At 58.9% G+C, this 17,714-nt stretch carries 24 protein-coding genes and 1 other RNA gene; 11 read left to right on the top strand and 14 right to left on the bottom strand.

Annotation, left to right across the window (positions count from 1 at the left end):
- Positions 1–19: 19 nt before the first annotated feature.
- From ACR0FE_RS04540 to ACR0FE_RS04525, 4 genes are all read right to left on the bottom strand, one after another.
- The gene (locus tag ACR0FE_RS04540; protein ID WP_480911338.1) at positions 20–1,015 is read right to left on the bottom strand and encodes a DUF2927 domain-containing protein; all 996 of its coding nucleotides are present in this window, start codon (positions 1,013–1,015) and stop codon (positions 20–22) included.
- Positions 990–2,180 carry a toxic anion resistance protein gene (locus ACR0FE_RS04535; protein WP_480911336.1) on the bottom strand — a complete coding sequence of 397 codons (1,191 nt, stop codon included), beginning with the start codon at positions 2,178–2,180 and terminating at the stop codon, positions 990–992. The genes ACR0FE_RS04540 and ACR0FE_RS04535 overlap by 26 nt, the downstream gene beginning before the upstream one ends.
- A gap of 30 nt (positions 2,181–2,210) precedes the next feature.
- A complete protein-coding gene (locus ACR0FE_RS04530; protein WP_170682035.1) occupies positions 2,211–3,125 on the bottom strand; it encodes a 5-bromo-4-chloroindolyl phosphate hydrolysis family protein in 915 nt (304 codons plus the stop codon).
- A gap of 177 nt (positions 3,126–3,302) precedes the next feature.
- Positions 3,303–4,118, bottom strand: a complete 816-nt coding sequence (locus ACR0FE_RS04525; protein ID WP_480911334.1) for a pseudouridine synthase — start codon at positions 4,116–4,118, stop codon at positions 3,303–3,305.
- Positions 4,119–4,180: 62 nt separating this feature from the next.
- Here ACR0FE_RS04525 and ACR0FE_RS04520 point away from each other — a divergent pair, with 62 nt between their 5' ends.
- Complete coding sequence (locus ACR0FE_RS04520) at positions 4,181–4,639, top strand: nucleoside deaminase (RefSeq protein WP_170609848.1); 459 nt, start codon at positions 4,181–4,183, stop codon at positions 4,637–4,639.
- A gap of 27 nt (positions 4,640–4,666) precedes the next feature.
- Here ACR0FE_RS04520 and ACR0FE_RS04515 read toward each other — a convergent pair whose 3' ends face one another.
- Both ACR0FE_RS04515 and ACR0FE_RS04510 read right to left on the bottom strand, forming a co-directional pair.
- Positions 4,667–5,638 carry an adenylate/guanylate cyclase domain-containing protein gene (locus ACR0FE_RS04515; protein ID WP_480911332.1) on the bottom strand — a complete coding sequence of 324 codons (972 nt, stop codon included), beginning with the start codon at positions 5,636–5,638 and terminating at the stop codon, positions 4,667–4,669.
- 7 nt (positions 5,639–5,645) lie between these two features.
- A complete protein-coding gene (locus ACR0FE_RS04510; protein WP_480911330.1) occupies positions 5,646–6,338 on the bottom strand; it encodes a metal-dependent hydrolase in 693 nt (230 codons plus the stop codon).
- Between the two features lie 57 nt (positions 6,339–6,395).
- On the opposite strand from ACR0FE_RS04510, the gene ACR0FE_RS04505 reads away from it, so the two are divergent.
- Positions 6,396–7,049, top strand: coding sequence for a ceramidase domain-containing protein (locus tag ACR0FE_RS04505; protein WP_480911328.1), 654 nt, complete (start codon positions 6,396–6,398; stop codon positions 7,047–7,049).
- Here ACR0FE_RS04505 and ACR0FE_RS04500 read toward each other — a convergent pair.
- On the bottom strand, positions 7,040–7,612 hold the full coding sequence (locus ACR0FE_RS04500; protein ID WP_480911326.1) for a DUF4202 domain-containing protein: 573 nt from the start codon (positions 7,610–7,612) through the stop codon (positions 7,040–7,042). The genes ACR0FE_RS04505 and ACR0FE_RS04500 overlap by 10 nt on opposite strands.
- A 151-nt stretch (positions 7,613–7,763) precedes the next feature.
- Positions 7,764–7,922 carry a hypothetical protein gene (locus tag ACR0FE_RS04495; RefSeq protein ID WP_170609858.1) on the bottom strand — a complete coding sequence of 53 codons (159 nt, stop codon included), beginning with the start codon at positions 7,920–7,922 and terminating at the stop codon, positions 7,764–7,766.
- Between the two features lie 233 nt (positions 7,923–8,155).
- On the opposite strand from ACR0FE_RS04495, the gene gatC reads away from it, so the two are divergent.
- The 5 genes from gatC to rnpB all read left to right on the top strand — a co-directional run bounded on the left by gatC (position 8,156) and on the right by rnpB (position 11,857).
- A complete protein-coding gene (gene gatC, locus ACR0FE_RS04490; RefSeq protein WP_170325838.1) occupies positions 8,156–8,443 on the top strand; it encodes an Asp-tRNA(Asn)/Glu-tRNA(Gln) amidotransferase subunit GatC in 288 nt (95 codons plus the stop codon).
- Between the two features lie 3 nt (positions 8,444–8,446).
- Positions 8,447–9,934, top strand: coding sequence for an Asp-tRNA(Asn)/Glu-tRNA(Gln) amidotransferase subunit GatA (gene gatA / locus ACR0FE_RS04485; protein ID WP_480911324.1), 1,488 nt, complete (start codon positions 8,447–8,449; stop codon positions 9,932–9,934).
- 38 nt (positions 9,935–9,972) lie between these two features.
- Complete coding sequence (locus tag ACR0FE_RS04480; RefSeq protein ID WP_480911322.1) at positions 9,973–10,674, top strand: hypothetical protein; 702 nt, start codon at positions 9,973–9,975, stop codon at positions 10,672–10,674.
- Positions 10,625–11,326, top strand: coding sequence for an N-acetylmuramoyl-L-alanine amidase (locus ACR0FE_RS04475; RefSeq protein WP_480911320.1), 702 nt, complete (start codon positions 10,625–10,627; stop codon positions 11,324–11,326). Before ACR0FE_RS04480 ends, ACR0FE_RS04475 begins: the two co-directional genes overlap by 50 nt.
- Before the next feature lie 139 nt (positions 11,327–11,465).
- Positions 11,466–11,857, top strand: an RNA gene (rnpB, locus tag ACR0FE_RS04470) — RNase P RNA component class A.
- A gap of 6 nt (positions 11,858–11,863) precedes the next feature.
- Here rnpB and ACR0FE_RS04465 read toward each other — a convergent pair.
- The 3 genes from ACR0FE_RS04465 to ACR0FE_RS04455 form a co-directional block, all read right to left on the bottom strand.
- Positions 11,864–12,196 carry a GYD domain-containing protein gene (locus ACR0FE_RS04465; RefSeq protein WP_170609866.1) on the bottom strand — a complete coding sequence of 111 codons (333 nt, stop codon included), beginning with the start codon at positions 12,194–12,196 and terminating at the stop codon, positions 11,864–11,866.
- A gap of 65 nt (positions 12,197–12,261) precedes the next feature.
- Positions 12,262–13,104 (bottom strand): DUF2182 domain-containing protein, encoded by an 843-nt coding sequence (locus tag ACR0FE_RS04460; RefSeq protein ID WP_480911318.1) that lies wholly within the window; start codon positions 13,102–13,104, stop codon positions 12,262–12,264.
- Positions 13,105–13,116: 12 nt separating this feature from the next.
- Positions 13,117–13,752, bottom strand: coding sequence for a DUF1326 domain-containing protein (locus ACR0FE_RS04455; protein WP_170609870.1), 636 nt, complete (start codon positions 13,750–13,752; stop codon positions 13,117–13,119).
- Between the two features lie 84 nt (positions 13,753–13,836).
- On the opposite strand from ACR0FE_RS04455, the gene ACR0FE_RS04450 reads away from it, so the two are divergent.
- From ACR0FE_RS04450 to ACR0FE_RS04435, 4 genes are all read left to right on the top strand, one after another.
- Positions 13,837–14,058 (top strand): hypothetical protein, encoded by a 222-nt coding sequence (locus ACR0FE_RS04450; protein ID WP_480911316.1) that lies wholly within the window; start codon positions 13,837–13,839, stop codon positions 14,056–14,058.
- A 42-nt stretch (positions 14,059–14,100) separates the two neighbouring features.
- On the top strand, positions 14,101–14,805 hold the full coding sequence (locus tag ACR0FE_RS04445) for a DUF533 domain-containing protein (protein ID WP_321252040.1): 705 nt from the start codon (positions 14,101–14,103) through the stop codon (positions 14,803–14,805).
- A 128-nt stretch (positions 14,806–14,933) separates the two neighbouring features.
- The gene (gene rpmG, locus ACR0FE_RS04440; protein ID WP_010441901.1) at positions 14,934–15,101 is read left to right on the top strand and encodes a 50S ribosomal protein L33; all 168 of its coding nucleotides are present in this window, start codon (positions 14,934–14,936) and stop codon (positions 15,099–15,101) included.
- Positions 15,102–15,315: 214 nt separating this feature from the next.
- Complete coding sequence (locus ACR0FE_RS04435) at positions 15,316–15,822, top strand: hypothetical protein (protein ID WP_170609874.1); 507 nt, start codon at positions 15,316–15,318, stop codon at positions 15,820–15,822.
- A 53-nt stretch (positions 15,823–15,875) separates the two neighbouring features.
- Here ACR0FE_RS04435 and ACR0FE_RS04430 read toward each other — a convergent pair whose 3' ends face one another.
- From ACR0FE_RS04430 to ACR0FE_RS04420, 3 genes are all read right to left on the bottom strand, one after another.
- Positions 15,876–16,358 carry an N-acetyltransferase family protein gene (locus tag ACR0FE_RS04430; RefSeq protein ID WP_480911313.1) on the bottom strand — a complete coding sequence of 161 codons (483 nt, stop codon included), beginning with the start codon at positions 16,356–16,358 and terminating at the stop codon, positions 15,876–15,878.
- A 71-nt stretch (positions 16,359–16,429) separates the two neighbouring features.
- Complete coding sequence (locus ACR0FE_RS04425; protein ID WP_170609877.1) at positions 16,430–17,206, bottom strand: Bax inhibitor-1/YccA family protein; 777 nt, start codon at positions 17,204–17,206, stop codon at positions 16,430–16,432.
- 172 nt (positions 17,207–17,378) lie between these two features.
- A complete protein-coding gene (locus ACR0FE_RS04420; RefSeq protein ID WP_170609879.1) occupies positions 17,379–17,597 on the bottom strand; it encodes a DUF1127 domain-containing protein in 219 nt (72 codons plus the stop codon).
- Between the last annotated feature and the right edge of the window lie 117 nt (positions 17,598–17,714).

The raw sequence follows: 17,714 nt of genomic DNA, 5'->3' as shown, positions 1-17,714 counted from the left end.
GGTTCTCCTGTCCTTGAGGTCAGAGCGACTGACCCATCAACTCGCGTGAAATGATACGCACCACGGGCCTGGCATCTTCAACAGACACGCCAGGCTGCAGACGTGGATCGTAAAGAATAGTCAGCAATTTCTCGTCATGGCTGGTCAGAAGCGCAAACTCGTCATCGTCGTTGAAAATCGACGGTCGCGCTGTGGGGCTGTCGTTGGACAGACCCAGGCCTTGGGCGATTTCCTCGTGAATGCAGCTGCGCCGCACCAGATCAGGCAATTCGGAACGGATCAGCGTGACAGCACGTACGTATTTATACGGTGACGTTCTTGTGGCCGAGGCCAGCACGAAACAGTCGAAGCTGGCGCGGGGATTGGCGATCAGATCCAGCGAGGCCTGACTGATATTCGGTATCAGCTGTTTCACGCGGGCGACGACGTAGGCGCTGTCGTCCTTGCCGGCAAAGAAGACGTGAAAATTGGCCTTGCGACTGACGACCGACACAGGGTGCCCCGTCAGTTTCGCCAGACGTTCGGTGTAGCCTTGGACAAGTTCCGAATCCCGCTTGCGTGTTTCGGGCAGAACTGACGGCCCAAACTCGGTCTGGATGCGCACCGGCCCCGACCAGCGACTGAGCTGCCCATCGGTCTGTCCTGAACCAATCGCCACGGCGTGATCAGGGTATTCACTGTAAAACGCGATGGCTTCGAAATTGCGAGCCAGATCGTCGGCATCATAGGGCGTATCCGGGCCGCCACCGTCCACACGAAGCAATCCGCGTGTCAGCAGATCGCGCTCGACCCGCTGATAGAAACGCGCCAGATCCTGACTTGCCGCAGACGGGGGAACATAGGCATTGGGCTGCGGCGCCGGTTCGGCCGGGCGAGCCTCGGGAACAATTGACGTCGTCAGCGCTTCGTCGCAATTGGCCAGAGCCAACAGCGAAACAAGTCCCAGCAGGACCTTGAGACATTTCAACGGACGCACGCCCCGGCCCGCCTCAGCCCGATACAGCGGTTCCGGCATTGTCGCCAATGCCATCCTTTCGGGCTTTGGCCGCCGCTAGAGTGTCACGCAGTTCAGCCTCCATCTTTTTCAGCTCTTCTTCGGCGGCAGCGCGTTTGGCTTTGCCCTCATCGGCGATGGCAAGGCTTTCGTTGATCGTGCCGATCAGGTCTGCATTGGCCTTTTTGACGGCCTCAATGTCAAAGACACCGCGTTCCATTTCCTCGCGGATCATCTTGTTGGATTGGCGCAGATTGGCCGCGTTCGAGGTCAGCAATTCGTTGGTCAGGTCGTTGGCTTCGCGCACGGCCGAGGCAGCTTCGGCGCTGCGCTGGATCGTGACGGCCTGCGCAAGCTGCGTCTCCCACAGCGGGACTGTGTTGACCAAGGTCGAGTTGATCTTGGTCACCAGCGACTTGTCATTTTCCTGAACCAGACGGATCGATGGCAGCGATTGCATTGTCACCTGCCGGGTCAGCTTTAGGTCGTGAACGCGGCGTTCCAGATCATCGCGCGCGGCGCGCAGATCGCGCAGCTCCTGCGCTTCCATTACCTGTTCGCCCTCAGCGGCGGCCTGAACCTCGGCCTCTTTTTCCGGGATGTAGTGGCTGTCCAGTTCGGTCAGCTTTTCCTCGCCCGCCGCGATGTAAAGCGCCAGTTCGTCATAAAAGCCCAGCGTCTTTTCGTATAGCAAATCCAGCGACTTGATGTCCTTGAGCAGGGTGTGTTCATGCCCCAGAAGATCGTCGGTGATCTTGTCGATCTGGCCTTGCACATCTTCGAACTGCGCTGTGAATTTGGCAAAGGGCGCGGCCTTACCCAGCAATTTCTCCCACCAACTACGTTCGCGGCGTACGTCCAGTTCACTGACCGAGAACCCGCGGATCGTGGTTACGATATCGCGCAGGCTGTCGCCAGCGGGACCAACATCCTTGTTGCGTACGTCCGCAAGCATGGCCTGGCTGATCTCTTGCAACTCGGCCTGTGCCGACGAACCAAAGGACACGATCGAATTGGTATTGCCCATGTCGATCTCTTCCATCCGCTTGCGAATTTCGGCGCCGACAGGTTCATCGGCCTCTTCCAGCGGAACAATATCGGCCTTGGGCTCGGGCAGGGCCACGGCAGTCACTTCCTGCACAATCGTTTCAGCTTCAACGGCCTTTTTCTTGATCTCATCGGACATGGGGATATTCCTCGCTCAAATAATGGCCGGTCAGTCCAACCGGACGCCTTCGCGCTGCAGCCTTTCGCGCAGCACTTCAATTTCAACCGTCAGATCACTTCGGTCATCCAATAGCATCTTGCGGGTGCGCGCGGCGAAATTCTGTTCCAGATCATCCAGCAACGATGAATAATCTGACAAGGCCTGCGCATCGCGGGTGCGCGCATAGACATCTGCAAACTTGATCGTCGCATCGCGGGCACCTTGCAGATAAACCGTCAGGTATTTGCGGGCACCGGCCAGATCGCGCGGGTCTTCCTCGACTGTGCGAAACAGATCGCGCGCGGTGTCCTGAAAGCGTTCAACCCGGGCTTCGACGGTACGGTCCCCGGCGCGCTTGATTGCGTCGGTCATTTCGGACAGATGGGCTTCGGCGTCCTCCACTACACGTGCGACGCGATCCTGTTGAAAGGTGTCTATACCTTCCATGCCCTTGTCTTTCATCGGATCAAGGCCAAACGAGACCGAGTGCAGAACCGCCGCCGCTGCGCCAAACAGAACAGGCGCTAACAGACTGACCTGCGAAACCGCCTCGGCATCCAGATACTCGGTCCGGTACGAGGCAAGCGCCACACCCAACCCGGTCAGAATGCTGGCGAAAATCTTGCGTGGAAAAGCGGGGCGGCGGGCTGTGCGACGGGCGTTGTAGGCCCCTTCGGCGCGCAGGCCTTCGCGCAGCAGAAACGCAGCCGCCGTCAGCAAACCGGCAGCCACAAGACCCATGGTCATGCCGATGGCACCGTCGTTCAGAGACAGGAACACCAGGGGGATTGCCGGAATGAAAAGAACATTCGCCCGCGCGCCCGCAGGTTCGACCCGCGCACTGTCAAATTGTCCGCGCTTGGGCTGATCCGAAGGTGTCGTATCACCCTGGGGGCTGTATTTTCCGCCGTACTTTTTGGCCATGCGCCTATAGCCCTCCCAGCAGGCCGGTGCACACTCCAAACAACAGCACCAGCAGTGCCGCGTAGGCCAGTTTTTGCACTCCGCTTCCGGACATGGCACCCCCAAGGACTTCCGCGTTCACAGAAAATTTAGTGTATGCGCGGGCTTGGCGCTAGGGGGAAGGTTGTGTGACTGGCGTCACTTGCGAGTTTTCTTGCCGACCGGGGGACGTTTTCGTTGTGGGCGCGTGGTCCGTTTAGCGGTGCCATCGGGTTTTTCACCGCCATCCAGCCCCAGCTGATCCCGCATCACCCGGCGGCGCACTTCTTCGACCTCGCCGGGCTTCAGGTCGCCCAACTGGAACGGGCCATACGAGACCCGGAGCAGGCGGTTCACCGCATACCCGATATCCTCGATTGCACGGCGAATCTCGCGGTTCTTGCCTTCGCGCAGGCCGATCGTCAGCCAGGCGTTCGCCCCTTGTTGGCGGTCCAGGGAAACGGTCATCGGCTGAAACCGTTCCCCGTCGATCACCAGCCCTTTGCGCAGCGGCTCGAATTCTTCATCCTTCGGCCGTCCGTTCACCCGGACGCGGTATTTGCGCAGCCAGCCGGTCGAAGGTAGTTCCAGCTTGCGCTTGATGCCACCGTCATTCGTCAGCAGCAGCAACCCCTCGGAATTGAGGTCAAGCCGCCCGACGCTCATGACCCGGGGCATGTCCTCGGGCAGTTTGTCAAAAATCGTCGCGCGGCCCTTTTCGTCGTGTGTGGTTGTCACCAGCCCAGAAGGTTTGTGATACAGCCAAAGGCGCGAGGGCTCGGGTTCGGATACCGGTTTGCCATCGACCACAATTCTGTCTTTCGAGGTGACATTCAGCGCCGGGCTGTCGATCACCTTGCCATTCACGGCCACGCGACCTGCTTCGATCATGCGTTCAGCCTCGCGGCGCGAGGCGACGCCCGCGCGGGCAAGGACCTTGGCGATCCGGTCGCCGGGAGGAGGGGTGTTGCTCATGGACCCGGCCATAACCTATCCTGCCCGCTTGCGAAAGGCAGGTTTCTGATGCAGTCAGAGATATGGAATTCAGATCGCATATGAGCGCGGCGCTGGAACAGGCCAGATTGGCAGGCGAACGCGGAGAGGTTCCGGTCGGTGCGGTTATCATCGCGCCCGACGGTCGGATTGTTGCGACCGCAGGCAACCGGACGCGCGAGTTGAATGATCCGACCGCCCATGCCGAGATTCTGGCCCTACGCGCTGCCTGCGCCGATGCCGCGTCCGAGCGACTTCCGGATCATGACCTTTATGTCACGCTGGAGCCGTGCGCGATGTGCGCTGCCGCTTTGGCCGCCGCGCGCATCCGGCGTGTTTATTTCGGGGCTGCCGATCCGAAATCGGGCGGTGTGGCACATGGCGCACGGGTCTTTACCCACCCGCAGACGCATCACAAGCCGGATGTTTATGATGGTATCGCAGCCAAAGAATGCGAAACCCTGCTGCTTGAGTTCTTTGCCGATAAGCGGGCCGGCAAGTGATCTTACCCTGACGTGGTTTGAAAGGGTCTAGGTCCAGTCCAAAAGGTAAACTGTCTGGTGCCCGCCGAACCCTTTCAGCTGAACTGGTTTTGGGGCACTGAACTTCAATCCGGCGGTGTTGCCCACCAGCAGCCTTGTCACGTCAGTCACGTGGATTTCGTATGGCCCGCTGACATTCGTAACCCGCGCCGCCTTGTTGACGACGGACCCAAAGAAATCTTCGTCTTTGTGGATGACGTCGCCGGTATGAATCCCAATCCGAAGGCCAAGCGCCGTGTCGACTGTGGCCGACCTGTTTTCCCGTTGGAAATTGACGGCCGCCTGAACTGCTTCATGGACGGACGGAAAAATCGACATGGTGCCGTCGCCGAGCGATTTGACCAGACGCCCCTGATGCGCATGGATCACTTTCTCTGCCAGATCAAAGTGATCCGATATGATTTTGATCCACTCCTGATCGCCCAGTCGCCGTGTGATTTCGGATGATCCGGCAATGTCTGTGAACATGACCGAGGCGGTGCCCTCGCTCTGCTCCTGCGTGAACTCGCGCCGTGCCGCTTCGATCAGCGCATTCAGGGCCTCATGTTCGATCCCGATCTTTTCCATGTTAGAGGTCGGATTGGAGACATGCATCTGCATTATTTTCCAGACGCCATTTTCCAGATGGAGAACAAAGGTAAATCGGTGCAACGCGGCTTTGCCGTTCGTGGCAAAGGTCATCGTCGCTTCACAATGTGCCCAACCGGCGTTTCCGCACTCGAAGGCTTCCAGCGAATGTTCCTGCCAGGCATAGTCGGGAATTTCTTTCGTATGATCGACGAAACCCTGTCGGAACACCTGCCCGGACCAGGATTCTTCATCCGCCGATCCCTGATAACGCAGGTGTTCCGAAGTTGAGAGCATGTTCTCCAAAACCGCGCGGTCCCTGTCTTGCACGGCCTTGTTCCATCGCCGCACAACCGCGATCAATTCCGGTGAAGGAGAAACCTCGCCGCTCACATCGGACCTATAGTTTAATCGCCTGCATCACTTCAGGCTCGATCACATCGACGCCGGGCAGGCCGTCTTTCAGATCCTGCGCAGATTGCTCAAGGATCGGGAAGGTTTTGTAGTGGCAGGGTATCACGGTCCGAAAATTGAAATAGCGCTTGGACGCATAAGCCGCGCCTTTCATGTCCATGGTGAAATGGCCGCCCGCGGACAGAATGCCGATATCCGGTTTGTAATAGTCGCCCATCCAGTTCATGTCGGCCATGATATCGGTGTCACCAGAGATATACAGCGTTTTGCCCTCGGTGACGATCATGAACCCGACCTCGGTGCCGCCGGTGCGCAGCCCCTCCGGCGTCGAAAAGGTTGAACTGTGCGACGCAGGTACCATCGAAACCTTGATGCCGTTCAGGTCGACCGTGCCGCCTTTGTTGAACCCGACCGTTTCAATGCCTTCAGTTTCGCCCCAAAAACCCATCAGGTCGTATTGGCCGACAACCGGCACGCCCAGGCGCTTCGCCAAGGGAAGGATATCGACCACATGGTCGAAATGGGTATGAGTCAGCAGAATATGCGTGGCCCCTTCGACCGCCGCGTCATGCTGAGTTTCGGGCAGGACGGGGTTACCGCTCAGCCAGGGATCGATCAGCAAGACCTGACCGCCGGTTTCGATGCGGAAACTGCCGTGACCCAACCAGATGATATTCATGAAAATCCTCCCATTCAGACTGTTGGCCTCAGCCTAGCATCGGCTATGTAAAAATCCATGGACTGGATGCAGGAAATCGATGGCTATTGCGAACGACTGTCGCCCGCCTATTGGGCTGAACCGGTCAATGCGCTGACCAATGCGGCCTTCCTGGTTGCTGCATGGGTAATGTGGTGCCGGGTGCGAGGGCAGGGTATGCCCTTGGCGATGGTGCTGGTCGCAGTGCTCGCCCTGATCGGAGTGGGCAGTTTTCTGTTTCATACTCATGCACAGGTTTGGGCGGCTATTGCCGATACAACGCCCATCCTGCTGTTCATTCTGGTCTACATCTATGCGGTTAACCGCGACATCTGGCGGATGTCTCCGGTATGGGCGCTGGTCGGCACCGCGCTGTTCATCCCTTATGCGGCTGCGACAATCCCGCTGTTTCGGTTTGTTCCAGGTCTTGGCGGGTCCGCCGCCTATGCGCCGGTCCCGTTACTGATCCTGATCTATGCTGCATTGTTGCGGTCGAAAAAACCTGTTCTGGCGCGCGGCATGACCGCCGGGGCAGTACTGCTGATCCTGTCCATCACGTTCCGCGCGCTTGATCCGGCCCTGTGTGCCCAACTCCCGATGGGCACACACTTTATGTGGCATCTGTTGAACGCAACGATGCTGGGTTGGATGATCGAAGTCTACAGAAAGGCTCTGGCCGAAAATCAGGTCTGATCGGCGCGAAAGGCATCGGCCAGATGATCGGGCAGGCCGAATTCCCGTAACACCCGCGCGCGCCCTTCGCCAGACATCTTTCGGGCCGTTTTCTCGACGATGCTTTGAATCTTCTCGGCCGAATGTTTTGCAGCAAAGGGCTGGAAGTACCATTTGAGAAAGACGAAACAGATCACGTCTTCCAGGGCCTGCACTTCGGCATCGCGTTTGATGCCTTGCTTGCGCAGCATCCGGCCCGCGGCATCGATCTGATCGGTGCCGTAGCCTTCCTTTTTCATCAGGCTCATGACGACTTCGGCATGGTGAACGCCCTGCGCCTTGCGCCAAGCCAGATAACCAGCCCGCCCTTCGGGGTATTCGCTGCGTGCCAGTTTCCAGCGTTCCACGTGCTGACCGCGTACCGCAATCTGCAGCGCGTCAGAGGCGTCGGGGAACAGCCGCGCAAGCTCCTTGCTCATCCGCTTGCCATAAAGCAGGGCCTCCGGCTCTCCGCCATCCTGGTTGGGATCTTGTCTGTTGACTGCGTCGATTGCGTCCAGGACGGCTTGTTTTTGTGCGCTCATGTATGGCTCCATAGTCTGGCAAGTCTTCGCCTGCCGGATCTCCCGGCGGGTCCTTTCGCCCTATGGTAGCGGCTTGTCGCAGGGTCCGCAGCATGCAATTGCAGCAACGCCGGATCAGTCGCGTCATATCTGATCCGGCGCTTCCTTCTATTTAGTTTCCGCGAATTGTGGTGTCCTTGGTGACCGGCTGGGTAACCGGTTCGGGGAAGGTCAGGGTGCGGGTCAACGGGGTGAAATCAAAGCCCGAAGCCATTGCTGGCGCAATGGCGGCAGTTGCGGACAAAACGAAGGCGGTGATGAAGGTTTTCATGATCTTTCTCCGGGTTTTGTGCTGTTGCACATGTTAGAAAGTGAACAGTGCAGTTCAGTTTTTCAAGGCGCAAAGTGAACCGCGTAGTTCACTTTATTGCATATGAGATATTCAGAATTGAATGGGGTGCTTCGGACCTGCCATGATCACCTTCGATCATCCGCCGAGTCTGTTGGTCTTGCGACCGGTGCGGCAGACGGGTAAATGCCCCCTAACGCATATGAGGTTTTCCGATGTCGATTGACCAAAGCACCGCCGCCAAGGTGGCCAAACTGGCCCGGATCAAGGTCGAGGACGACGCGCTGCCGGCGCTGGCGTCCGAGTTCAACACCATTCTTGGGTTCATCGAGCAACTCAACGAAGTGGATGTCGAAGGGGTCGAGCCGATGGTCTCGGTCGAGCCGATGCGCCTGAAACGTCGCGAGGATGTGGTCACTGACGGAAACCAGCAGGACAAGGTTCTGGCCAATGCCCCCGACGCCCGCGAAGGCTTTTTCGCAGTCCCCAAAGTGGTGGAGTAAGACATGAGCGATCTGAACAAACTGGGCCTGTCCGAAGCCCGAGACGCGCTGCGCAAGGGTGACGTGACCTCAGTCGAGCTGACCGAAGCCTGCCTGAAAGCAATCGATCAAGCAGATGCTTTGAAGGCTTTTGTCCACAAGACGCCCGAGATTGCACTGGCGCGCGCCAAGGCGGCTGATGAGCGGATCAAGGGCGGCGACGCACCGTCGATGTGTGGCTTGCCAATCGGCATCAAGGATCTGTTCTGCACCAAGGGCGTGCCCTCGCAGGCGGCCTCGAAGATTCTGGAAGGTTTCAAGCCGGAATACGAATCCACCGTTTCGCAGCAACTGGCCGATGCGGGCGCGGTTATGCTGGGCAAGCTGAACATGGACGAGTTCGCCATGGGCAGCAGTAACGAAACCTCTGTATATGGCAACGCGGTCAGCCCCTGGCGCCGTGGCAATGACGACGCGCAACTGACACCAGGCGGTTCATCCGGTGGGTCGGCTTCGGCCGTGTCCGCCGACCTGTGTCTGGCGGCGACCGGCACCGATACCGGCGGTTCGATCCGTCAGCCTGCCGCCTTCACCGGCATCACCGGCATCAAGCCGACCTATGGTCGTTGCTCGCGCTGGGGCATCGTCGCCTTTGCCTCTTCGCTGGATCAGGCCGGTCCGATGACCAAGAACGTGCGCGATGCGGCCATCATGCTCGAGGCGATGTGCGGCCACGACCCCAAGGACTCGACCAGTGCCGAACTGGCGGTGCCGAATTTCGAGGCGATGCTGACCGGGGACATCAAGGGCAAAAAAATCGGTATCCCGAAAGAATACCGCATGGACGGTATGCCTGCTGAGATTGAAAAGCTCTGGGCCGAAGGGGCCGAGATGCTGAAAGCAGCGGGTGCCGAGATTGTCGATATTTCGCTGCCCCACACCAAATACGCGCTGCCAACGTATTACGTGATCGCCCCGGCCGAGGCGTCCTCGAACCTCGCGCGTTATGATGGTGTGCGTTATGGCCGCCGCGCGCAACTGGCGCAGGGTGACGGCATCACCGAGATGTACGAAAAGACCCGCGCCGAGGGTTTCGGGCATGAGGTGCAGCGCCGTGTCATGATTGGCACATATGTGCTGTCAGCCGGTTTCTATGACGCCTACTACAACCGCGCCCGCCGCGTTCGGACCCTGATCAAGAAAGATTTCGAGGACGCGTTTGCCGCCGGAGTCGATGCGATTCTGACACCGGCGACACCGTCGGCCGCCTTTGGTCTGGGCGAGATGACCGAAGCCGACCCTGTTCAAATGTATTTGAACGATGTCTTCACTGTGACGGTGAACCTGGCCGGTCTGCCCGGTATTTCGGTGCCTGCGGGCCTCGATTCACAAGGTCTGCCCCTTGGCCTGCAACTGATCGGCCGCCCATGGGACGAAGGCGATCTGCTCAACACCGCCTACGCGCTGGAAAACGCGGCCGGTTTCGTGGCCAAGCCGGGGAAATGGTGGTAAGCCTCTGGCAACCAGAGCAGCAGACACGGAGCAGTCACATGCGCTTTTTGCTTCTGATCCCCGCCATCGGCGTGGTGGCGGCTTGCACCGACGTGGCACCAGTGGCCAACACGGGATTCAACACGCCTGATTACCAGGCGCAACGCGAGGCTGAACTGGCCGGGCAGGGTCTGGGCGGTAATCCGTTGCTTCGCCCGGTGGACGTGTCCGCACAACCGCTTGGCGCTCCGGGTGCGGTGACACCCGTGGCGACCGGGGCCAATGCGGACATCGCTTCTCAGACAGCCGCCGCCTTGGCCAGCACTTCTCCGCAGGGCGCATCCACTCCGGTCCCGGTGTCCAATGCACAGGGAATTTCCGACGAACAGGATTTTGCGGCCGTATCCAACCGCCGCAGCATCGAATCCGACGCCGCCCTGATCGAACAGAACCGCCAGACTTACGAGGTCGTCGCACCAACCGCCGTACCGCAGCGGGGGTCGGACGGACAGCCCAACATCGTTCAATATGCTCTGAACACGTCGAACCCCGTGGGGACCCAGCTCTACAGCCGTGCCGGGTTCAATCTGCAGGCCAAGGCGCAACGCAACTGCGCGAAATACCCTTCCCCGGATCAGGCACAGATCGATTTTCTGTCAAATGGCGGCCCGCAGCGGGATCGTCAGGGGCTTGACCCGGACGGTGACGGCTATGCTTGCAACTGGGACCCAAGCCCGTTCCGCAGTGCCGTCAGCAACTGATCCCCTGACGCCGATCTGGCACCCGTCGCCAAATTTCGGACCGCGCCGCGACAGGTTGAAGCCGTCTTTGGTTGTACTCCACTACACGGCGATGGACAGCGCACAGGCGGCCTTGGAACGTCTGTGCGATCCGCAGGCCGAAGTCTCCGCACATTACCTGATCGGAAATGATGGCACCCTCTGGCAAATGGTGCCCGAGGAAAACCGCGCATGGCATGCCGGGACAGGGGAGTGGCTCGGTCAAAGCGATATCAACTCACGCTCGATTGGGATCGAGCTGGACAACACAGGCTTTCATCCCTTTTCGCACCTTCAGATGAATGTGCTGGAACACCTGTTACCCCAAATCATGACGCGCTGGTCGATCCCACCGCAAGGCGTGATCGGGCATTCAGACATGGCACCGGGCCGCAAATCAGACCCCGGCCCCCGCTTTGACTGGCCTCGGCTTGAACGTCAGGGGCTTGCGGCGCGGCGAGGGCAGGGAAGATGCCCTCTGAACGCGTTGACACAAGAGTTCCGCACCAAGGCCCGCCTAGCGGGCTATACCGCTGACACGGATGACGAAACACTCCTCACCGCCGTTCGGCTCAGATACCGCCCCTGGGCCAAAGGTCCACTCACACCCGCTGACCTTGCGCCGATCAGCTGAGTCTCCCCAGAACAAGTCCGGGCTTCATCTGGCCAAAAATATCCCGGGGTTGAATTGGCCGCAGGCCAAGAAGGGGCTGGCCCCTTCGCACCCTGACCACTCTTGACGCCACCGCCCCCAAGGCATACCCAACGTCAGCGCGGAGGGCCGGATGGCCGCTGGGGTGCAAGCCCGAGAGGAAAGTCCGGACTCCACAAGGCAACGGTGCCGGGTAACGCCCGGGCGGGGCAACCCGACGGAAAGCGCCACAGAAAACAAACCGCCTTGCTTGCAGGGTAAGGATGAAACGGTGGGGTAAGAGCCCACCGCGCCGCTGGCAACAGCGGCGGCACGGCAAGCCCCACCGGGAGCAATGCCAAATAGGGTCCCCGCGCGGGCCGGTCGGCGCAAGCCGATACCGCCGCTAAGCGCGTCTTGGCCGAGAGGGACCGGGTTGGCAGCTTGAGCCGCTCAGCAATGTGCGGCCTAGAGGAATGGTCATCGAAGGGGGCAACCCCGGAACAAGATCCGGCTTACAGGCCCTCCGCGCGTATCCTCCTATCCTCCGGGTGGTGTGTAGGCACCGGTGAGGGCCGCCGCTTTTTCCGTGATGGCAACAAAATCCTCTGCCGTCCACGCGCGGACCGTCTCTATCTTGTCGACGGCGCCCGATGCGCCGACGGCCATTCCGACCGCAACTGCGTCGGTGCCGTCAGGTGCCTCACTGATCACAACCACATCGTTCGATCCGGTGGTCATATAGAATGCCAGCAGCTTGCCGCCCACCTTGTCAAGCAGGGCTTTGACCGGCGCGGTGCGGTCTGATGGCTTTTGCAGCATTCCCTTGATGCCGGATTGGGAATAGGTGGCGTAAGTTATGAATAAAGGCATTTTCTCCTCCTGGGATCAATGTGACGGAACCCTGAATTCGGCCGGTTCCCTGGCCGTTTGAGAGCCTAGGTGCCGGAAGTTATCGCGCTTGCCAGCACCCAGGCACCTGTTGCAATCAACCCGATGCCCGTCGCCGGGATCAGCCAGCGGGCTCGGGGCAGAAGTTTTTCCAGCGCAACGTAAATTGCGATGGCGACAATCCAGTAGAGGTTCATGATGCCGCCGACGAACAGCAAGAGCATCAGGGCCCAGCAGCAGCCCAGACAAAATGTCCCGTGAATGACGCCCATGCTGAACGCACCCGATGCGCCGGGCCGATTGTGTTCGGCTAGAAACCGGGCGGGGCTTTGGCAATGTCGCAGACAAGCGGATTTGAGCGATGAAAGCTGATAGAGGCCAGCCGCAATCAGGACACAGCCTGCAAATGCCTTTGACCGGACGGTCATCATGGGGCCATCAGACAGGCCGACATGCTCAAGACCCCATTGCGCCAGTGTCGCAAGCAGGCTGAAGCCTGCCCAGGCGATTAGGTATCCTGCGAGGAACAGCAAGCTGAGGCGGGCCGCATCAGCCTTGTCAGCGCCGACACGTTTGAGGGCCAGGAACAACAGGACAACAGGGGCCGCGCTGGGGGTCATCATGGCGATCATCATGACCCACCACATCAAAAAGATGAGCAGCGCGTAGGGCAGGCTCCATGGCCGGTCGACCGGCATCTGCATGGGCTCACCGATTGGCCGGGCCATCCTTGTCATTTCGACGGCAGACATGTTCATGCCGATCCCGGCAATCGTGTACCATGAGGCCCCGAGAACGATGACCAAGACACTGACCAGAACGATCAGCCTGTCCTGTCGCAGCAACCGCTCAGCGACCGCCACGGGCGGTGCGTCAGAGTTTCGTGTCATGCGACGCCCCTGTTAAGCGCCCAAAACACCGTGGCCGGAAATGTTGAGATGCGCCAAGTGCGCGTGGGTGGCATCAAATGTCAGGCTTATGGCACCCCCTGATGTTCTCGTCGTACCTGCGGCGGATTCCGCGTGGCGGTACTCGAACCCGTTCGGCAGCTGGATGGATGCGCGGTGCGGCGCTCCGGATACGATATGCGGGATCGGGTTGACCTCAACGTCGAAGATACCGTGGACTTTCGCGAACCCCTTGCGTTCCTCGCGATCCCAGTCCAGCTCGATCGGAAGGTACAGAGTTTCGTGTTTCTGCGGGGCCATGGCACTGTAGACGTACCACATGGTGGCCATTTCATCGGTGTCCTCGCCGGTCATGATCGCTTGCAGGGCCGCCCGCTGATCGGGACTGGCGCTTTCGTCGATGATAAGCTGCATCTGACCGCCGCCTTCGTGGATCGGTCCGGGCCAGTAATAGACGCCGGCAGCGCGTAAGCCCGCCAGATCGGTATCGCCATATTTGCCAGCTTCAATGTCAAAGACGACAACCGCTTCGCAATTCCCATGTGTGGGAAGTACGCTGAACTGGCAAGGACAACCGAAATTGCAGTTACAATTGGCCAGCTCTTCCCCCTGAATAGTCCATTCTGTCATGATAGCCCCCCAGAAAAACATGCCTTAAAACTCTGCTGACAGAGGTTTCGCCTGTTTTTGGTGCCTCAAGCGTTAAGCGCTTAGATGGCTTCTTGGGTCTTTGAACTGGCGGCACGGTATCACGAATTCGTGATCCGGGCAATTGAAGCTCCGCATGTGCGGGAAAGCGCCAATTTAATGATGGAAATGCACAAGCGCGAACATGGTTTTTCGTTTTCGTATAGTCTTGTGTCTGCTGAGTTTTCAGTCCGCAACAGTCCAGCCGTTGTCCGACGAATTTCGAAGGCAGGGTTCAAGGGCGTCTGAGTAGGTGCGGTAAGGAGTAATTTTTGAATCGGGAGGACGATTATGAGTTTCATGAAAGCACTTGCCTCGGTGGCCGTAGGGTTTGCTGCCGCGAAAGGACTGGAGAAATACAAGCAGATGGGTGGTATGGCCGGCCTGCAGGATGCAATGCAGGGTGCGGGGGGCGGATTTGGCATGGACCAGCTTGGCAAGATGGCCGAGCAGTTCGGCATGCCCGGCGGGGCCGCCGGACTTCAGGAGATGATCGGCAAGCTGGGTATGGTCAACCCGGCAGGTGCCGCTGGGCTGGGCGGTCTGATGAACGCCATGCAAGGCGCGGCAAGGTCGGGCAGCCAGCAAACGGCGGACATGATGGATACCGTGTTCCGGGGAACACCCGGTGGCGCCGTCATGGAGGAGCAGGCCAAGCTGATGCTGCGGGCGATGATTCAGGCGGCCAAGGCGGATGGTGAACTGGACACCCATGAGAAAGAAACAATTCTGGGAGAGTTGGGCGACGACATCAGCGATGAGGAGCGGGCCTTCGTTCAAGAACAACTGAACGCGCCGATTGATGTCATGGGCTTGGCGGCCGCTGCGGGCGGACCTTTGAAAACACAGATATACGCCACGTCTCTGGCTGCGATTCGTCTGGATAACGCGCGTGAGGCGTCATACCTGCGTCAGCTGGCAACCGCATTGGGGCTGTCGGACGCGGAATGTAATCAGATTCATACCTATATGGGGGCACCGACACTTCCTGCATAAGGCCATCCCAACTTCTGCTGCCTCGATGCGCGCGATAGCCCTTGACATGGGCTGTGCAGCGCGTAAAAGCGCACGCTCATAGGAATTCAACCGAAAGGCCCCTGCCTTTTCGGACGCAGGAGATAACCATGGCGAAGCCGACGACAATCAAGATCCGTCTGAACTCGACCGCGGGCACGGGCCACTTCTACGTGACCAAGAAAAACGCTCGCACCATGACCGAGAAGATGACCATTCGTAAATACGACCCGGTCGCTCGCAAGCATGTCGAGTACAAGGAAGGCAAGATCAAGTAATCTGCCTGTCCTGCCGGACACAGTTAAAGGGTTCTGCGAAGCAGGACCCTTTTTCGTTTTTCAACGTTTCACAAGCGCGTTTGTGCTTTCCTATGCACGTCCATGGCCGTTGCAGCAGAGCATCAGCATATGGCCCAATCGCATCGCCGGCGTCTTGCTTTTCGTGGCGACCTGCCGCTACGGTTGAGCAAACCGCCACAAAACGTTGAGCGCCATGAAAAAAATCTTGTTATCTTCGACCCTCGTTCTGAGCCTGTCGGCCTGTGAGGACCCGTTCAACCGCCAGGGCGTTGGTTTTACCGGCATTGATGGTGAACCGCGCACGGTCTCGGAAGTCGAAGGCGCAGTTGCATTTGCACCGCCAGCGACCAATGTACCTGCGGAACTTGCGAAAATTCCGACCGTTTCGGTCGTCTCGGATGAGACTGAATTGTCAAAAATCGCCGGTGTGGCGATTGCCAATGGCGGGCAATCCGATGTCAGCGCGGTTCAATTGTCTACCCAGGGCAACAACCTGTACCTGAGCACTGTCAGCGTAAACGGCACGCTTTTCGGGGTTCTGCGCACCGCCAGCAACGGTGGAAAAGTGGACAGTTCCACCGGAGCGGCGTTTGGCGCCAACACGGAACGGTTCACCGGGTGCCTGCCAGCTGGCGAAGTTTACCGGAAAGGGTCTGACAGTCGCAGCTCCGGTTTTGCGGTGCCTCTGAACTGTAGCTGATACCCGGGCTGACAACGAATTTGATTGGGCCCCACCTTTTCGGTGGAGCTTTTTCATTGAGGGATCGGATCGCGCCATTCCATCGTGGTCAGAGAATGGTTCAGCCCGGAATGGGCCATAAGGGCCTGGGACGGGGCGTTGAAACTGGCGACCGAGGCCGTGAGAACGCTTCCGCCCACCTGCCTCAGCCGCGATTTGACGGTTTCCAGCAGCGCGGTGCCGATGCCACGGCGGCGCGCGGCCCTGTCGACGCTGATCTGGTGGAGAACAGCGCGGGTATCAACCGGGTGAAAGGGTGACGCGGGACGCCGGGAAATCTCGAAAATGGCGTAACCCAGCAGCTTGTCGCTTTCGAAAAAGCCGACAGCGAACAGGTTGGGTTGCATGAGCTGGGATTGCAGGTAGTCGGCCAGCTCGGCATCCGCCGGCAGCGCTGCGTATCTTTCAGGCTGATGTTCCAGATGCAGGTCATGAACCTGGTGCAGCAGGGGTAAAATCAGATGGGCCTGATCTGGCCGGATATCCTGGATCGTCATTGGTTTTCTTTCCGCAAAAGAAAAGGGCGGGTCTTTCGGACCCGCCCTTTCGTATTGGATTGTGCGCCGCGTTATTCGCGGTTGCCAAACAGCTGGAGCAGGAACATGAACATGTTGATGAAGTCCAGATACAGGCTCAGCGCGCCCATGATGGCGGCTTTGCCCAGCCATTCCTGATCACCCGAGTGGGCCATTTGCAGGTATGTGGCCTTGATGTTCTGCGTGTCATACGCGGTCAGACCGGCAAAGATCAGAACGCCGATGACCGAAATGGCGAAAGCCATGGCAGACGAGGCGATGAAGATGTTGACGATCGACGCCACGATCAGGCCGATCACGCCCATGATCAGGAACGTACCCATCGCCGAAAGGTCTTTTTTGGTGGTGTAACCATACAGCGACAGGCCCGCGAAGGCGATCGCGGTGATCAGGAACACCTGAATGATCGACTGGCCGGTGAAGACCAGGAAGATCCAGCTGATCGATACACCCATGACAGCGGCAAACAGGTAGAACACCGTCTGTGCGCCGGCTGCGGACAGGCGATTGATCCCGGCGCTGAAGCCAAAGATGAAGGCCAGCGGAGCGAACATGATCACCCATTTAAGCGGCGAAGCGAACAGTGCGTATCCGAGCGACGTCAGATACTTGGTCTCGCTCAGCTGAGCTGCCGCGGCAGACGGATCAGTTGTGGTCGCAAGGCCGGCGATGGCCCATGCAGCCAGGAAAGTGATCAGCATGCCCACGGACATGGTGCCGTAGACTTTGTTCATGTGGGCCCGCAGGCCCTCGTCAATCTGGGCGGCGCGCGCACCGGTCGCCGTCCGGATCGTGTCAAATTGTGCCATTAAGGGTCTCCCTTCGCAATTCTGGTTCAGCCCGCAGTTGCAGACCGATTTCCCTGCAAATATCGGAGAGTGAGGCACATGTTTCAAGAGTTTTACGCCCAAAACCTGCTAAAACACTCGACAAATCTGACGGCATTGTTTCAGTTGCCGCCAGATCGCGATGCTTGGCCGGTCAATACAGACGTTTGTGCCAGTTTTCGGGAGCATCCCAGAACGGGCGGGCTGCTTCGCGACTGGCCTCGGTGTGTGTCACGCCGATGTCTTTCAGTGCGTTGCCATCCAGCTTGGCAAGGTCACGACGCTGCCGGGCAAGGCCAAGAAGATCCCGCAATTTGAAGCCTTTCGATGGCTGTTTGCATACGTGCTCGTGTGATGCTGCAATTTGGGTCATAACGATTGTCCTTTCCTTGCTCGGTGATGATTAATGCGGTTTGCATCAACTTCCTTGATTTATATGGATCACTGTGGCACATTTTAAAAATGAATGTTTTTGACGTGAACCATCAGG

This window comes from Ruegeria sp. K7, assembly GCF_056531785.1.
Note: the sequence above shows the minus strand (reverse complement) of the source record. Positions and strands in the feature narration are given on the sequence as shown.

What these genes read in the sequence shown, in the direction of transcription:
- ACR0FE_RS04430 (WP_480911313.1), bottom strand. Translation starts at nt 16,358, where the DNA reads ATGACGATCCAGGATATCCGGCCAGATCAGGCCCATCTGATTTTACCC.
- ACR0FE_RS04425 (WP_170609877.1), bottom strand. Translation starts at nt 17,206, where the DNA reads ATGGCACAATTTGACACGATCCGGACGGCGACCGGTGCGCGCGCCGCC.
- ACR0FE_RS04495 (WP_170609858.1), bottom strand. Translation starts at nt 7,922, where the DNA reads ATGAAAACCTTCATCACCGCCTTCGTTTTGTCCGCAACTGCCGCCATT.
- ACR0FE_RS04505 (WP_480911328.1), top strand. Translation starts at nt 6,396, where the DNA reads ATGGACTGGATGCAGGAAATCGATGGCTATTGCGAACGACTGTCGCCC.
- ACR0FE_RS04475 (WP_480911320.1), top strand. Translation starts at nt 10,625, where the DNA reads ATGCTTGCAACTGGGACCCAAGCCCGTTCCGCAGTGCCGTCAGCAACT.
- ACR0FE_RS04535 (WP_480911336.1), bottom strand. Translation starts at nt 2,180, where the DNA reads ATGTCCGATGAGATCAAGAAAAAGGCCGTTGAAGCTGAAACGATTGTG.
- ACR0FE_RS04530 (WP_170682035.1), bottom strand. Translation starts at nt 3,125, where the DNA reads ATGGCCAAAAAGTACGGCGGAAAATACAGCCCCCAGGGTGATACGACA.
- gatC (WP_170325838.1), top strand. Translation starts at nt 8,156, where the DNA reads ATGTCGATTGACCAAAGCACCGCCGCCAAGGTGGCCAAACTGGCCCGG.
- ACR0FE_RS04525 (WP_480911334.1), bottom strand. Translation starts at nt 4,118, where the DNA reads ATGAGCAACACCCCTCCTCCCGGCGACCGGATCGCCAAGGTCCTTGCC.
- ACR0FE_RS04420 (WP_170609879.1), bottom strand. Translation starts at nt 17,597, where the DNA reads ATGACCCAAATTGCAGCATCACACGAGCACGTATGCAAACAGCCATCG.
- ACR0FE_RS04520 (WP_170609848.1), top strand. Translation starts at nt 4,181, where the DNA reads ATGGAATTCAGATCGCATATGAGCGCGGCGCTGGAACAGGCCAGATTG.
- ACR0FE_RS04455 (WP_170609870.1), bottom strand. Translation starts at nt 13,752, where the DNA reads ATGACAGAATGGACTATTCAGGGGGAAGAGCTGGCCAATTGTAACTGC.
- ACR0FE_RS04460 (WP_480911318.1), bottom strand. Translation starts at nt 13,104, where the DNA reads ATGACACGAAACTCTGACGCACCGCCCGTGGCGGTCGCTGAGCGGTTG.
- ACR0FE_RS04445 (WP_321252040.1), top strand. Translation starts at nt 14,101, where the DNA reads ATGAGTTTCATGAAAGCACTTGCCTCGGTGGCCGTAGGGTTTGCTGCC.
- ACR0FE_RS04465 (WP_170609866.1), bottom strand. Translation starts at nt 12,196, where the DNA reads ATGCCTTTATTCATAACTTACGCCACCTATTCCCAATCCGGCATCAAG.
- ACR0FE_RS04540 (WP_480911338.1), bottom strand. Translation starts at nt 1,015, where the DNA reads ATGCCGGAACCGCTGTATCGGGCTGAGGCGGGCCGGGGCGTGCGTCCG.
- ACR0FE_RS04450 (WP_480911316.1), top strand. Translation starts at nt 13,837, where the DNA reads ATGGCTTCTTGGGTCTTTGAACTGGCGGCACGGTATCACGAATTCGTG.
- ACR0FE_RS04435 (WP_170609874.1), top strand. Translation starts at nt 15,316, where the DNA reads ATGAAAAAAATCTTGTTATCTTCGACCCTCGTTCTGAGCCTGTCGGCC.
- ACR0FE_RS04480 (WP_480911322.1), top strand. Translation starts at nt 9,973, where the DNA reads ATGCGCTTTTTGCTTCTGATCCCCGCCATCGGCGTGGTGGCGGCTTGC.
- ACR0FE_RS04500 (WP_480911326.1), bottom strand. Translation starts at nt 7,612, where the DNA reads ATGAGCGCACAAAAACAAGCCGTCCTGGACGCAATCGACGCAGTCAAC.
- rpmG (WP_010441901.1), top strand. Translation starts at nt 14,934, where the DNA reads ATGGCGAAGCCGACGACAATCAAGATCCGTCTGAACTCGACCGCGGGC.
- ACR0FE_RS04510 (WP_480911330.1), bottom strand. Translation starts at nt 6,338, where the DNA reads ATGAATATCATCTGGTTGGGTCACGGCAGTTTCCGCATCGAAACCGGC.
- gatA (WP_480911324.1), top strand. Translation starts at nt 8,447, where the DNA reads ATGAGCGATCTGAACAAACTGGGCCTGTCCGAAGCCCGAGACGCGCTG.